This is a genomic window from Massilia sp. LXY-6, from assembly GCF_051233485.1.
Taxonomy (GTDB): domain Bacteria; phylum Pseudomonadota; class Gammaproteobacteria; order Burkholderiales; family Burkholderiaceae_D; genus Telluria.
In genome coordinates, this window is sequence record NZ_JBKFGF010000048.1 from 14,462 (window position 1) to 28,975 (window position 14,514).

Annotated in this window: 12 protein-coding genes; 3 read left to right on the top strand and 9 right to left on the bottom strand. The window is 65.8% G+C overall.

The annotated features are described in order from the left end of the window. From ispC to rpsB, 7 genes are all read right to left on the bottom strand, one after another. Entirely contained in the window at positions 1-1,179 is a 1,179-nt protein-coding gene (ispC, locus tag ACI48D_RS20565) for a 1-deoxy-D-xylulose-5-phosphate reductoisomerase (RefSeq protein ID WP_435573114.1), read from the bottom strand. Positions 1,180-1,189: 10 nt separating this feature from the next. After that, entirely contained in the window at positions 1,190-2,017 is an 828-nt protein-coding gene (locus ACI48D_RS20570) for a phosphatidate cytidylyltransferase (protein ID WP_435573115.1), read from the bottom strand. Next, a complete protein-coding gene (gene uppS, locus ACI48D_RS20575) occupies positions 2,017-2,775 on the bottom strand; it encodes a polyprenyl diphosphate synthase (protein ID WP_435573116.1) in 759 nt (252 codons plus the stop codon). Before uppS ends, ACI48D_RS20570 begins: the two co-directional genes overlap by 1 nt. A gap of 103 nt (positions 2,776-2,878) precedes the next feature. Next, a complete protein-coding gene (frr, locus tag ACI48D_RS20580) occupies positions 2,879-3,439 on the bottom strand; it encodes a ribosome recycling factor (RefSeq protein WP_435573117.1) in 561 nt (186 codons plus the stop codon). A 33-nt stretch (positions 3,440-3,472) separates the two neighbouring features. Beyond that, positions 3,473-4,189, bottom strand: coding sequence for a UMP kinase (gene pyrH / locus ACI48D_RS20585; RefSeq protein ID WP_052233764.1), 717 nt, complete (start codon positions 4,187-4,189; stop codon positions 3,473-3,475). A gap of 183 nt (positions 4,190-4,372) precedes the next feature. After that, on the bottom strand, positions 4,373-5,281 hold the full coding sequence (gene tsf, locus ACI48D_RS20590; protein ID WP_435573118.1) for a translation elongation factor Ts: 909 nt from the start codon (positions 5,279-5,281) through the stop codon (positions 4,373-4,375). Positions 5,282-5,396: 115 nt separating this feature from the next. Further along, positions 5,397-6,143, bottom strand: a complete 747-nt coding sequence (rpsB, locus tag ACI48D_RS20595) for a 30S ribosomal protein S2 (RefSeq protein ID WP_435573119.1) — start codon at positions 6,141-6,143, stop codon at positions 5,397-5,399. Positions 6,144-6,368: 225 nt separating this feature from the next. Here rpsB and map point away from each other — a divergent pair, with 225 nt between their 5' ends. The 3 genes from map (at position 6,369) to ACI48D_RS20610 (ending at position 10,665) form a co-directional block, all read left to right on the top strand. Beyond that, the gene (gene map / locus ACI48D_RS20600) at positions 6,369-7,193 is read left to right on the top strand and encodes a type I methionyl aminopeptidase (RefSeq protein ID WP_435573120.1); all 825 of its coding nucleotides are present in this window, start codon (positions 6,369-6,371) and stop codon (positions 7,191-7,193) included. Positions 7,194-7,204: 11 nt separating this feature from the next. Further along, complete coding sequence (locus ACI48D_RS20605) at positions 7,205-9,808, top strand: [protein-PII] uridylyltransferase (RefSeq protein WP_435573121.1); 2,604 nt, start codon at positions 7,205-7,207, stop codon at positions 9,806-9,808. Positions 9,809-9,918: 110 nt separating this feature from the next. Then, positions 9,919-10,665: a pseudouridine synthase gene (locus tag ACI48D_RS20610; protein ID WP_435573122.1), complete on the top strand. Its 747-nt coding sequence runs from the start codon at positions 9,919-9,921 to the stop codon at positions 10,663-10,665. On the opposite strand, the gene ACI48D_RS20615 is transcribed toward ACI48D_RS20610, so the two are convergent. Both ACI48D_RS20615 and ACI48D_RS20620 read right to left on the bottom strand, forming a co-directional pair. After that, on the bottom strand, positions 10,638-10,994 hold the full coding sequence (locus ACI48D_RS20615) for a hypothetical protein (RefSeq protein WP_435573123.1): 357 nt from the start codon (positions 10,992-10,994) through the stop codon (positions 10,638-10,640). The genes ACI48D_RS20610 and ACI48D_RS20615 overlap by 28 nt on opposite strands. A gap of 141 nt (positions 10,995-11,135) precedes the next feature. Then, a complete protein-coding gene (locus tag ACI48D_RS20620; RefSeq protein WP_435573124.1) occupies positions 11,136-14,444 on the bottom strand; it encodes a PAS domain S-box protein in 3,309 nt (1,102 codons plus the stop codon). Between the last annotated feature and the right edge of the window lie 70 nt (positions 14,445-14,514).

Below are 14,514 nucleotides of genomic sequence, written 5' to 3' on the forward strand. Positions count from 1 at the left end.
TCAAGCCCGCGCCAGTGCGCCGACGATGCGGCCGGCCGCCAGGCGCGCCTGCGCATCCTGGGCCAGCACCGCGTCGATGCTGGACGCCGCGCCGTGCGGCTCCTCGTCCATCACGCGGCGAAGCACGCGGTCGATGTCGCGGAAGCCGATGCGGCGGTCGAGGAAGGCCTGCACCGCGACCTCGTTGGCGGCGTTCAGCAGCGCCGGCGCGGTGCCGCCCGCGCGCAGGGCGTCGAAGGCCAGGCCCAGGCAGGGGAAGCGGGCCAGGCTGGGGGCGTGGAATTCCAGCGCCGCCATGCTGGTCAGGTCGAGCTGGGCCACGCCGGATGCGATCCGCTGCGGGAAGGCCAGCGCGTGGGCGATCGGGGTGCGCATGTCCGGGTTGCCGAGCTGGGCCAGGACCGAGCCGTCGACATACGACACCATCGAGTGGATCACGCTCTGCGGATGGATCACCACCTCGATCAGCTCGGCCGGCGCGCCGAACAGCCAGTGGGCCTCGATCACTTCCAGGCCCTTGTTCATCATGGTGGCGGAGTCGACCGAGATCTTGCGGCCCATCGACCAGTTCGGGTGCTTGCACGCTTCTTCGGGCGTCACCTGCTCCAGCGTGGCGACGTCGCGCTTCAGGAACGGGCCGCCGGAAGCGGTCAGCAGGATCCTGGCGACGCCGGCGGCGTCCGGCTCGCGCGAATAATGCGCGGGCAGCGACTGGAAGATCGCGTTGTGTTCGCTGTCGATCGGCAGCAGGGTCGCCTTGTGCTCGCGCACGGCGTCCATGAACAGCTGGCCGGACATCACCAGCGCTTCCTTGTTGGCCAGCAGGACCTTCTTGCCGGCGCGCGCGGCGGCCAGGGTCGGGGCCAGGCCGGCGGCGCCGACGATGGCCGCCATCACGGTGTCGGTGGCGCTGCTTTCCGAAATCTCGCACAGCGCCTGTTCGCCGTACGAGACGTCGGTCGGCAGGTCGGCGATCAGTCCGGCCAGGCGCGCGGCGGCCTCGGGCGAGCCGACCACGGCGCGGACCGGGCGAAAACGGCGGCACTGCGCCGCCAGCTCGTCGACACGGCTGTGCGCGCTCAGTGCGTAGACTTGATAGTGTTCGGGGTGACGCGCGAGGACGTCGAGCGTCGAGGCGCCGATCGATCCGGTGGCGCCCAGGATGGTTACGCGTTGCATGGAGGACCTCTTATAGCCTGGAGCCGATCAGGGCTGCGAGCGGCAATACGGGGATCAGTGCATCGATCCGGTCGAGGACGCCGCCGTGGCCGGGCAGCAGGCCGCTGCTGTCCTTCATGCCGGCGCGGCGCTTGAGCTGGGATTCGAACAGGTCGCCGACGATGCTGGCGGCGACCATCAGGACCAGGATGGCCAGCAGGGCCGGCCAGCCCAGGCCGCGCTGGACGCGCGCGGCGAAGGTGTCGGCGAAGGCGTCGCCGCCGAACTGCACGGACAGAATGGCCAGGACCAGCACGGCGATGCCGCCGCCGACCGCGCCTTCCCATGATTTGCCCGGTGAGATCGAGGGCGCCAGCTTGCGCTTGCCGAAGGCCTTGCCGGAGAAGTAGGCGCCGATGTCGGCGACCCAGACGATCGCCATCACCGACAGCAGGAACAGCGGCGAATGCGAGAACAGCACCACGATCGCGATGAAGCAACCGAAGATCGCGAAGCCGTACACCAGGCTCAGCAGCGTATTCGCGGGGCTGCCCAGCGGCGGCAGGCCCAGCTTGAGCGAGGGCGCGAAGCGCGCGATCCACAGCGCCAGGCTGAGCGCGGCCCAGAAGGCGGCGTTCAGGTGGCCGGTCGCGATCGCGACGGCGAACACCGCGGCCCAGACCAGGGCGATGATGTGGGCGTTGCCGGTGCCGGGATTGAACAGCCGCACGCATTCCCAGACCGCGGCGCCGAAGAACGCCGTAGCCACCACCGCGAAGGCCGCGAAGTTATTGAAATACAGGACCGGCAGCAGGACTGCCAGCAGCACGACTGCGGTGATGACGCGGGTTTTCAGCATCAGCTTGTCTTTGCCTTGTTGGCGACCTGCTCGCCGGTGCGGCCGAAACGGCGTTCCCGGCTCTGGTAGGACGCGATCGCGGTGTCGAGGGATTCGGGCGAGAAATCGGGCCAGAAGGCGTCGGTGAAGTACAGCTCCGAATACGCCAGCTGCCACAGCAGGAAGTTCGAGATGCGTTCCTCGCCGCCGGTGCGGATGAACAGGTCCGGCTCCGGGGCGTAGGCCATCGCCAAGTGCGGCGCCAGCATCTCCTCCGTGAATTCGGTCGTGCCCGGATTCGCCGCCACCATCTTGCCGGTCGCCTGCATGATGTCCCAGCGGCCACCGTAGTTGGCGCACACGGTCACGGTCAGGCGGGTATTGTTGGCGGTCTTGCGCTCGGCGTTGGCGATCATGTCCTGCAGCTTCGGAGCGAAGCGCGACAGGTCGCCCACCACCTTCAGGCGGATGTTATTGGCGTGCATCTTCGACACTTCGCGTTCGAGCGCGGTGACGAACAGGCCCATCAGGTAGGACACCTCTTCGGCCGGACGGCGCCAGTTTTCCGAGGAAAAAGCGAACAGCGTCAGGTACTCGACGCCACGCTCCACGCAGGCCTCGACGATCTTGCGCACGGCATCCACGCCCTTGACGTGGCCGGCCACGCGCGGCAGCAGGCGTTTGGTGGCCCAGCGGCCATTGCCGTCCATGATGATCGCGATGTGGCGCGGTACCGCCGGCGCTTCGGGAACTGCGGTGGTCGAACTTTTGAAAATCATAAATCTGGCCGGAGTCGGCGGTAAAAACAAGGCGCCGGCTCGAGACATCCCGGCCGGCGTACACGGTAGCAAAGGCGGGCGCCCAAGCGCCCTGCCCCGCGAATCACACCGTCATGATTTCCTTTTCTTTGTCGGCAACGAGCTTGTCGATGTCGACGACGGATTTGTCGGTCAGCTTCTGGATCTCGTCCTGGGCGCGGCGCTCGTCGTCTTCCGAGATGGCTTTGTCCTTGATCAGCTTCTTGAGCTGTTCATTGGCATCGCGGCGGACGTTGCGCACGGCGATCTTCGCGTCTTCGGCCTCGGACTTGGCCAGCTTGACCATTTCCCTGCGGCGCTCTTCGGTCAGGGCCGGGGTCGGCACGCGGACCATTTCACCGAAGGTCGACGGGTTCAGGCCGAGATCGGAATCGCGGATCGCCTTTTCGATCGTGCTCAGCATCTTCTTTTCGTAAGGCTGGACACCGATGGTGCGGGCGTCGATCAGGGTCAGGTTGGCGACCATCGTCAGCGCGGTGGGGGAACCATAGTAGTCCACCATCACGTGGTCGAGGATGCCGGTGTGGGCGCGGCCGGTGCGGACCTTGGCCAGGTCAGCCTTCAGGGTCTCGATGGACTTGGCCATCTTGTCCTGGGCGTTTTTCTTCACGTCAGCGACGGACATGCTGCTCTCCTGTGTTTTGCTAAATAACGAATGTTAAACGTGTACCAGTGTACCCTCGTCTTCGCCCATGATCACGCGCTTGAGCGCGCCCGGCTTGACGATCGAGAACACCTTGATCGGCAGTTTCTGGTCGCGGCACAGGGCGAACGCGGTGGCGTCCATCACCTGCAGGTGCTTGGCGATCGCTTCGTCGAAGGTGATCGACTCGTAACGGGTAGCGTGCGGATCCTTCTTCGGATCGGCAGTATATACGCCATCGACCTTGGTGGCCTTCAAAACGATTTCGGCCGAGATTTCGGAGCCGCGCAGCGCGGCCGCGGTATCGGTGGTGAAGAAGGGATTGCCGGTGCCGGCGGCAAACACGACCACCTTGCCTTCCTCGAGGTACTGCAGGGCCTTCGGACGCACGTAAGGCTCGACCACCTGCTCGATGCCGATCGCCGACATCACGCGCGCGGTGATGCCCTGCTGGCGCATGGCGTCGGCCAGGGCCAGCGCGTTCATGACGGTGGCCAACATGCCCATGTAGTCGGCGGTCGCGCGGTCCATACCCTGCGCGCCCGGCGCCACGCCGCGGAAGATGTTGCCGCCACCAATCACCACCGCCAGTTCCACGCCCAGTTTCGACACCTCCGCCACGTCGGCGACCATGCGCTCGATGGTAGCGCGGTTGATGCCGAACTGGTCGTCACCCATCAGCGCTTCGCCAGACAGTTTGAGGAGGACTCGTTGGTAGGCTGGTTTGGTCATGAATGGGGCTCCTAGATGTAGATGATTCGAATTCGGGTACTGCTGATGCCGGGTGGTCGCCTTGGCCGACGTGACGCGGGCGTCACACGGGGGCACACGGCGCCCACCCCACGGGCCTCCGGGCTTGTGGCCCGGACACCCCTGCAAAAACGGGCCTTTCGGCCCGTCTTCATTTGCTGCTGATTACTGCTTGACGGCAGCCATCTGGGCTGCCACTTCGGCTGCGAAGTCGTCGACCTTCTTCTCGATGCCTTCACCGACGACGTACATCGTGAACGCTTTCACGGTGGCGTTGTTGGCCTTCAGCATTTGCTCGATGCTCTGCTTGTCGTTCTTCACGAACGCCTGGTTGAACAGCGACACTTCCTTCAGGTACTTCTGCACGGAACCGTCGACACGCTTGGCGACGATTTCTTCCGATTGCGGCTGCTTGCCTTCGGCGACGGCCTTCTCGGCGTCTTCCTTGGCTTTCAGCTGGGCAACCGAACGCTCTTTCTCGATCAGCTCGGCCGGCACTTGCTCGGACGACAGGGCGACCGGCTTCATTGCAGCGATGTGCATCGCGACGTCCTTGCCCACTTGCTCGTCGGCGGCGTCGTAGTCGACGATCACGCCGATGCGCGAGCCGTGCAGGTACGAAGCCAGCTTGCCGGTGGTCTCGAAGCGCTGGAAGCGGCGAACGGTCATATTCTCGCCGATTTTACCGATCAGTGCCGTACGCACGTCGTCGAAGGTCTTGCCGTCGACCGGCAGGGCGGCCAGGGCAGCGACGTCGGCCGGGTTGTTCTCGGCAACCAGCTTGGCAGCCAGGTTGGCCATGGCCATGAACTCTTCGTTCTTGGCGACGAAGTCGGTTTCGCTGTTGATTTCGACCAGCGCGCCGATGTTGCCGGCAACATATGCCGTCACCACGCCTTCGGCGGTGATGCGCGACGCTGCCTTCGAAGCCTTGCCGCCCAGCTTGACGCGCAGGATCTCTTCGGCACGCGCCATGTCGCCTTCGGCTTCGTTCAGGGCTTTTTTGCACTCCATCATCGGGGCATCGGTCTTGGCGCGCAGTTCGCCGACCATCGCTGCAGTAATCGCTGCCATGTTGTTTCTCCTAATAAGATTGTTCTTGCTGAATCTGCTTGCAAAAAGGGGCGCTCGATTACAGGCTCGGCGCCCCTTTCTCTGACGTCAGCGGGTGGTGTCACCCGCCAGGCATTTATGCTTGCTCGGAAACTTCGACGAAGTCGTCGCCAGCCTTAGCCATCTCAACGACTTCGTTGGTGGCGTTGGCACGGCCTTCCAGGATCGCATCGGCGACGCCGCGTGCGTACAGGGTGATGGCCTTCGAGGAGTCGTCGTTACCCGGGATCACGTGGGTAACGCCTTCCGGCGAGTGGTTGGTATCGACCACGCCGATGACCGGGATGCCCAGCTTGGCGGCTTCGGTGATGGCGCCCTTGTGGTAGCCGACGTCGACCACGAAGATCGCGTCCGGCACGCCGCCCAGGTCCTTGATGCCGCCGATCGACTTCTGCAGCTTTTCCATTTCGCGCGAGAACATCAGCGCTTCTTTCTTCGACATCTTCTCGACTTCACCCGATTCGATCATGGCTTCCATGTCCTTCAGGCGCTTGATCGAGGTCTTGATGGTCTTGAAGTTGGTCAGCATGCCGCCCAGCCAGCGCTGGTCGACGTACGGCACACCGGCGCGCTGTGCTTCAGCGGCGATGATGTCGCGGGCCTGGCGCTTGGTGCCGACCAGCAGGATGGTGCCGCGGTTGGCGGCGATCTGCTTGATGGTCTTCATCGCATCCTGATACATCGCCATGGTCTTTTCCAGGTTGATGATGTGGATCTTGTTGCGATGACCGAAGATGAACGGGGCCATTTTCGGGTTCCAGAAACGGGTCTGGTGGCCGAAGTGGACACCGGCTTCCAGCATTTCGCGCATAGTAACGGACATTTGATTCTCCAGGGTTAAGTCTTGAATAACGGCCGGTACACCTGTGACAGGCACCCTTGTCGGCCGCATTCGCGATTCAATAAAAAAGACGTTTTTTCAACATTGCTCGATACGAACACGAGCAACCCGAGATTCTAGCGGGATTCGGCCCCGATTTCAAGTTCATACGTGCCGCACGATCACATATAATGGGCGGATATCCCAATCGCAGAAGTTAGAAATACTATGTCCATCTCCATCAAGACCCCGGAAGAGATCGAAGGCATGCGCATTGCCGGCCGCCTCGGCGCCGAAGTGCTCGACTACATCACCCCTTTCGTCAAGCCGGGCGTCACCACCGGCGAACTCGATCGCCTCTGCCATGAATACATGATCAAGGTACAGGGTACCGTGCCGGCCCCGCTGAACTACGCGCCGCCGGGCTACCCGCCATTCCCGAAGGCGGTGTGCACCTCGGTCAACGACGTGATCTGCCACGGCATTCCGGGCGACAAGGTGCTGAAAGCCGGCGATTCCGTGAATATCGACGTCACCGTCATCACCAAGGACGGCTTCCACGGCGACAACAGCCGCATGTTCCTGCTCGGCGAGCCGTCGATCCAGGCGCGCCGCCTGTCCGAAGTCACTTACGAATGCATGTGGCTGGGCATCAGCAAGGTCAAGGCGGGTGCACACCTGGGCGACATCGGCCACGTGATCCAGCAGCACGCCGAGAAGAACGGTTTCAGCGTGGTGCGCGAATTCTGCGGCCACGGCATCGGCAAGGTGTTCCACGAGGAGCCCCAGGTGCTGCACTACGGCCGCCCGGGCACCGGCGAAGAACTGAAGGCCGGCATGATCTTCACGATCGAGCCGATGATCAACGCCGGCCGCCGCGAGATCCGCGAAATGCCGGACGGCTGGACCATCAAGACCAAGGACCGCAGCCTGTCGGCCCAGTGGGAGCACATGATCCTCGTGACCGAGACCGGTTACGAGGTGCTGACCACCTCGGCCGGCACGCCGCCGCCGCCGGCGATCGTGCTGAACCAGGACGCCGTCCCGGCCTGATCCGCGCCACCATGTCCAGCCCCGCCACCGGTCAAGCGCAAACCCAGCCGCAAGCTCTCCTGCAGGTCCAGCTGCGCCAGCGCCTGAAGGACGAGCGCCAGCGCGTCATTGCCGACTTCCGCGACAACGGCAAACCCGAGAAGCTGCTGCGCGGCCTGCGCCACAGCGTCGACGGCGTATTGTCGGACGCCTGGGAGGCGGCCGGCCTGCCGCCCGAGACGGCGCTGGTCGGGGTCGGCGGCTACGGCCGTGGCGAACTTTTCCCCTATTCCGACGTCGACCTCCTGATCCTGCTGGGCGACCCGCCGGATGCGCTGACCCAGGCCAGGCTGGAACAATTCGTCCAGCTGCTGTGGGACCTCGGCCTCGAGATCGGCCACAGCATCCGCACCGTCGACGAGTGCATGAGCGAGTCGGCGGCCGACATTACGGTGCAGACCAGCCTGCTGGAAGCGCGCCTGGTGGCCGGCAGCGCGCCCCTGTTTGCCGAGCTGCAGCGGCGCTACGGTGAGGCGATGGACGCCCAGGCCTTCTTCCACGCCAAGACCGCCGAGATGCGGCTGCGCCACGCCAAGTACGAATTCACGCCCTACAGCCTGGAGCCGAACGTCAAGGAAAGCCCGGGCGCGCTGCGCGACCTGCAGGTGATCCTGTGGGTGGCGAAGGCGGCGGGGCTCGGCAATTCCTGGACCCAGCTGGCGATCCGCGGCCTGATCACGCGCGCCGAGGCACGCCAGCTGATGGAGAAGGAATACGCCTTCAAGGACATCCGCATCCGCCTGCACCTGCAAACCAGGCGCCGCGAGGACCGCCTGGTGTTCGATGTCCAGACCGCGATCGCCGAGACCTTCGGCCTGACCTCGACCGGCCAGGGGCTGGAAGCGCGCCGCGCCAGCGAATACCTGATGCAGCGCTACTACTGGGCCGCGAAGGTCGTGACCCAGATGAACACGATCCTGCTGCAGAATATCGAGGCCCAGCTGTTCCCCCAGGATTCCCGGCCGATGCCGATCAATCCGCGCTTCAACGAGGTAGGCGGCTTCATCGACATCGCGGCCGACGATACCTTCGAAGCCGAGCCCTCGACGGTGCTCGAGATCTTCGTCGTGATGACCGAGCGTCCCGACATCAAGGGCATGACGGCGCGCACCATCCGCGCCCTGTGGCATGCGCGCACGCTGATCGACGACGCCTTCCGCGCCAATCCGCTGCATCGCGCGCTGTTCCTGCGCATCCTGCAGGCGCCGGCCGGCCTAGTGCACGCGCTGCGCCGCATGAACGACATGGGCGTCCTCGGCCGCTACCTGCCGAACTTCCGCCGCATCATCGGCCAGATGCAGCACGACCTGTTCCACGTGTACACCGTCGACCAGCACATCATGATGGTGGTGCGGAACATGCGCCGCTTCACGATGACGGAACACGCCCACGAATACCCGTTCTGCAGCCAGCTGATCGCCAACTTCCGCGACCGCTGGCTGCTGTACGTGGCCGCCCTGTTCCACGACATCGCCAAGGGCCGCGGCGGCGACCATTCCGAGCTCGGCAAGCAGGACGTGCTGGAATTCTGCCGCGACCATGGCGTATCGGCCGAGGACACCGAACTGGTGGTGTTCCTGGTCGAGCAGCACCTGACCATGTCCCAGGTCGCGCAGAAGCAGGACCTGTCGGACCCGGACGTGATCGCGGCGTTTGCGAGCCTGGTGCGCGACGAGCGCCACCTGACTGCGCTGTACCTGCTGACCGTGGCCGACATCCGCGGCACCAGTCCGAAGGTGTGGAACGCCTGGAAGGCCAAGCTGCTGGAAGACCTGTACAAGCTCAGCTTGCGGGTGCTGGGCGGCGAGCCGCCCTCGGCCGACCGCGCGCTGCGCGCGCGCCAGCAGGAAGCCCTGGCCACGCTACGCCTGTTCGGCCTCGGCCCGCACGCCCACGAAGCGCTGTGGAAGCAGCTCGACGTCGCTTACTTCCTGCGCCACGACGCCTCCGACATCGCCTGGCAGACCCGCAGCCTGCACGACAAGCTGGGGCGCGCCACGCCGGTGGTGAAGTCGCGCCTGGCACCGATCGGCGAAGGCCTGCAGGTGACCGTCTACGTGAAGGACCAGCCCGACCTGTTCGCGCGCATCTGCAGCTATTTCGACCGCAAGAATTTCTCGATCCTGGACGCCAAGATCCACACCACCCGGGACGGCTATGCGCTCGACACCTTCCTTGTCACGGACGAGCATTTCGCCAACAACTACCGTGACATCATCAGCCTGATCGAGCACGAACTGTGCGAGGTGCTGACCCGCCAGGAAGCGCTCAGCCCTCCCCTGCGCGCGCGCCTGTCGCGCATGTCGCGCAGCTTCCCGATCGCCCCGACCGTCGAGCTGCGTCCGGACGAGCGCGGCCAGTTCTGGCTGCTGTCGATCGCCGCCAACGACCGCACCGGCCTGCTGTACGCGATCGCCAGCGTGCTGGCGCGCTACCGCATCAACCTGCACACCGCCAAGATCATGACCCTGGGCGAGCGCGTCGAGGACGTGTTCCTAATCGACGGCCAGGCGCTCAACAACCAGCGGGTGCAGGTGCAGCGGGAAACCGAGCTGCTGGATGCACTGAAAATCTAACCCGTCGTTCCCGCGAAGGCGGGAACCCAAGTTTGCAGCGCTGTCGAAACGCGTCGAACTTGGGGCCCCGCCTGCGCGGGAGCGATGTTCAACTTTTGCAGAACTGAACCATGACCGAACCCCTACGCCTCTCCAAACGCATGTCCGAACTGGGATTGTGCTCCCGCCGCGAAGCCGATGACTGGATTGCGAAAGGCTGGGTGCGGGTAGACGGCAAGGTCGTCGACGAACTGGGCAGCAAGGTGCTGCCGCACCAGAAGATCAGCGTCGAGCGCCAGGCCGCGGCCGAGCAGAGCAAGCGCGTCACGGTCCTGATCAACAAGCCGGTCGGCTACGTCAGCGGCCAGGCCGAAGATGGCTACAAGCCGGCCGTGGTGCTGGTCAAGCCGGAAAACCGCTGGAAAGACGATCCTTCGCCCGAGCAGTTCCACCCGACCCAGTTGCGTTCGCTGGTGCCGGCCGGCCGCCTGGACATCGATTCGGTCGGCCTGCTGGTACTGACCCAGGACGGCCGCATCGCGCGCCAGCTGATCGGCGAGGACACCTCGATCGAGAAGGAATACCTGGTGCGGGTCCAGTACACCAAGCCGGGCACGCTGCCGGACGCCGAGCTGAAGAAGCTCAACCACGGCCTGTGGATGGACGGCAAGCCGCTGCTGCCGGCCAAGGTGCGCTGGCAGAACGAGGACCAGCTCAGCTTTACCCTGAAGGAAGGGCGCAAGCGGCAGATCCGCCGCATGTGCGACATGGTCGGGCTGAAAGTGCTCGGCCTGAAGCGGGTGCGGATCGGCCGCGTCAAGCTGGGCGAACTGCCGCCGGGCCAGTGGCGCTACCTGGGCAGCGACGAGCGCTTCTGAAGCGAAGGATCGCTCGCGGCCTGCACGCGGGTCCAGGGGTCGAGCATGCGTAACTCGTCGAGCACGGCGCGCGGCCCTTCGACGCTGCCGCCGCTTTCCTGGTCCCACTCCAGCTTGAGCTTGGAGCGGCCCTTGCGCAGGTCGACCCGGGCGTAGTCGACCCAGCTGTCGTCGCCGTTGTATTCGTAGGTCGTGATCCAGCCGGCGGCCTTCAGGCCATCCACCGTCTGGCGCAATGCGAACGGGGGAAGCCCCGCGATCGTGCCGGGCTCCAGCCTGGGGTCGCCCAGCACCGATAAATATCTGACAAATTTTGAAATCAACGTCATGGCTGCCTCCCAACAGGGGTTTGACGTAGTTTCAGTCTATCAGCAGCCTTCCCCCTTTGATGTTAATCAACGCACCATGCATAAAATATGTATTGAGCGTGAAAACATCGGGAAATTCTTTCAATCTGGACTTATTTTTACTTAAGTCAGTATTTTATGGAGCTCCTCCAGGCTGACCGGCTTGGTCAAGTGGTAGGTAAAACCGCGGTTGCGGGTCTGGCGCCGGTCCGAATCCTGGCCCCAGCCGGTCAGCGCGATGATGCGCATGCTGGCGAAGCGTTCATCCTGGCGCAGGCGGCGCGCGACCTCGTAGCCGTCCATGCCGGGCATGCCGATGTCGAGCAGGACGCTGGACGGCAGGAAGGCTTCCGCCATCGCCAGCGCGGCGCGGCCGTCGTAGACCACGCGCACCTCGGCGCCGTCGGCTTCCAGCAGCAGGCCGAGGGTGTCGGCGGCATCGCGGTTGTCGTCGACCACCAGCACGCGCTGCCCGGCGAACGGCGCATTCGGCCGCGCCTGGGTCATGCCGGGGCGCTCCATCGCCTCATCCTGGGGCGCCAGCGGCAGGCGCACCAGAAATTCGCTGCCCTGCCCGCTACCGCCGCTGCGGGCCTCGACGGTCCCATGATGCATCTCGACCAGGCTGCGGACCATCGTCAGGCCGATCCCCAGCCCGCCCTGGCCGCGCCCGACCGCGCGGTGGGCCTGGGCGAACATGTCGAACACCCGCCCCAGCGCTTCCGGCGGGATGCCGATCCCGGTGTCGCGCACCGACGCCAGCACCTGGCCGCCCTCGCGCCAGACGTCGACCCAGATGCGGCCGCCCGCGTCGGTGTACTTGGCGGCGTTGTTCAGCAGGTTGGCGAACACCTGGGTCAGGCGCACGCGGTCGGCCAGCAGCACCAGCGGCTCCTCGGGCAGGGCCAGCGCCAGCTGGTGTCCGGCGCGCTCGATCGCCAGCTGGCTGGTCTCGACCGCGCTGTGGACGATCTCGGCGATCGGCACGCGCTCCAGCCGCAGGTCGATCTTGCCGCGCGTGATGCGCGAGACTTCCATCAGGTCGTCGACCAGGGTGACGATCTGGCGCACCTGGCGCCCCACCATCTCGACCACGCGGTCGGCCTGGCGGCGCCCGTCCGGCCGCCGCATCAGCTGCACCGCGTTGCTGATCGGCGCCAGCGGATTGCGCAGTTCGTGCGCCAGGGTCGCCAGGAATTCGTCCTTGCGGCGGTCGGCCTCGCGCAAGGCCTCCTCGGCCTGCACGGCGCCGGTGATGTCGAGCGAGATGCCGACATAGCCGCGGTGCTCGCCCTCGCCAGAATACCAGGGCGCGGCGTGCGATTCGAACCAGCGCCAGCTGCCGTCGCGCGCCGCGACCCGGATCCGCTGGTTATAGGCGGCGCGCTCGCGGATGCCGTCGCATACCTCGCGCAGGTAGGCGTGCATGTCGTCCGGCTGGACGATGGCGCGCCAGCCGCCCGTCTCGGCCGCCGGGCCGTCGTCGTGCGGGCCGCGCTGGTTCAGGTACATCAGGCTGCCGTCGGGATCGAACTGGTAGATCAGGGCCGGCGAGGCGTCGGCCAGCGCGCGGAACCGCGCCTCGCTTTCGCGCAGCGCGTCCTCGGCGCGCTTGCGCACCGTGATGTCGCGGAACAGGATCGCCACCCGCGGCGCACCGGCGTCGCCGCCGACCGGATAGACGAAGAAATCGAACCAGCTGCTCAGCGCATCGGCAAAGCACTGCGAGCGGGTGTTGGCACCGGTGCGCGCGACCTGGGCGCAGGCTTCCAGCCAGCACGGTTCGTGCTCGGGGCGGACCTTCAGCTGGCCCGGCCCGACGTAGTGGATGCTGATCATGCGTACCGCCGCCGGGTTCGCCTCCAGATACGCCAGCCCGACCGCGCGCCCGTTCGCGTCGAACTGCACGGTGGCCATCAGGAAGCCCTCGTCCATCGCCTCGAACAGCATGCGGTAGCGGCGCTCGCTCTCGGCCAGCGCGGCCTGGGTGCGGCGCCGCTCGTCGATGTCGATGTTCATGCCGAACCACTTGCACAGGCTGCCATCCGGATTGAACAGCGGCGCCGCACGCGCATTGGTCCAGCGCCAGCCACCCATCGCCACGTGCACCCGGTATTCCATGTTGATCGCGCGACGCATCGCCAGCGCGGCGCGCCATTCGCGCTGCACGTACTCGCGGTCGTCCGGGTGCACCGCGTCGAGCCAGCCCTTGCCGAGCGAGGCCGCCTCGCGCTGCCCGGTGTAGGCGCACCAGCTCGGCGATGGCACCACCAGCTTGGCATCCTGGTCGGTCTCCCAGACTGCCTGGCCGAAGCCCTCGACCAGGGAGCGGAAGCGCTCCTCGCTCTCGGCCAGCCGGGATTCGGTCTCCTTCAGTTCGGTAACGTCGAGGATGAAGCAGACGCAGCGTGCATGCTCGCCCTCGCCCGAGATGCGCGCCGGCGCGTACAGGCCCCACCAGCGGCTGCCGTCCTTGCGCAGCATTTGCTTGGTATAGGGACGCGTGACCCCGGTTTCGAGGAGCTCGTTACCCGAACGCAGGGTCCGGTCCCAGAATTCCGGGCTGGTCACGGCCTTCCAGCTGTCGAGCCGGCGCAACTCGTCCTCGCTGTAGCCGGTCATGCGCTGGTAGGCCTGGTTGACCTCGCGGACGGTACCGTCGAGGTCGAAATAAACCACCCCGACCGTGCTGATGCTGAGGGTGGCGTCGATCAGGGCCTTGTGCTCGCGCAGCGCGCGCTCGGCCGCGCGGCTTTCCTCGACCTCGCGCTCCAGCGACTCCTTGCTTTCGAGGACCGGCCGCAGACGCTGTTCCAGCTCGCGCTCGAGCCGTTCCGGGTCGGGATTGCCGCGCAGGGCGCCGCGGGTCTGGTACGCGGCGGCCGCGAAACCGGCCAGTTCGCGCAGCAGCTGCAGGTCATCGGCGTCGAAGTTCTCGCCGTCGCCGTCCAGCATGGCCATCAGCGCCCCGGCCGGGTGGCCGCGCACGCGCCATGGCACGCCGAGGGCTTCGCCGACACGGATGCCGGCCGAGCGGATCGATGCGAATTCGAGCTCAGGGCGCAGGAACAGCACCGCGCAGTCGCCGACCACGCTGGCGCCGCAGGGACAGGCCTCCACCGGAAACCGCTTGCCCGCGTGAGCCGCCAGCCCTCCGGCGGTCGCGCACCAGTAGATCTCGTCGCCGTCCGGGCCGGGCTCGCGCACCGCGATCACCACCGAACTCGCGCCGCACAGCGCGCGCACCGCCTCGGCCACCCGCTGCAGCAGCACTTCCGGATCGTCGGCCAGGTACTGGGCCAGCCCGGCCAGCGCCGCGCGCTCGGCGCCGGGGTCGCGCCCCTGCAGGTGCGCCCCGCGGCCATGCAGCAGTGCCGCGATGACGGCGTCGTCACGGTATCCGACAGCAGTATCGATGCTGGAATCGGCCATAAGACCTTTTGGAAGTCTGTAAGAATTGGTAGTCCGCGTGCGATACCCAAGACTACTTTACATCTCGATA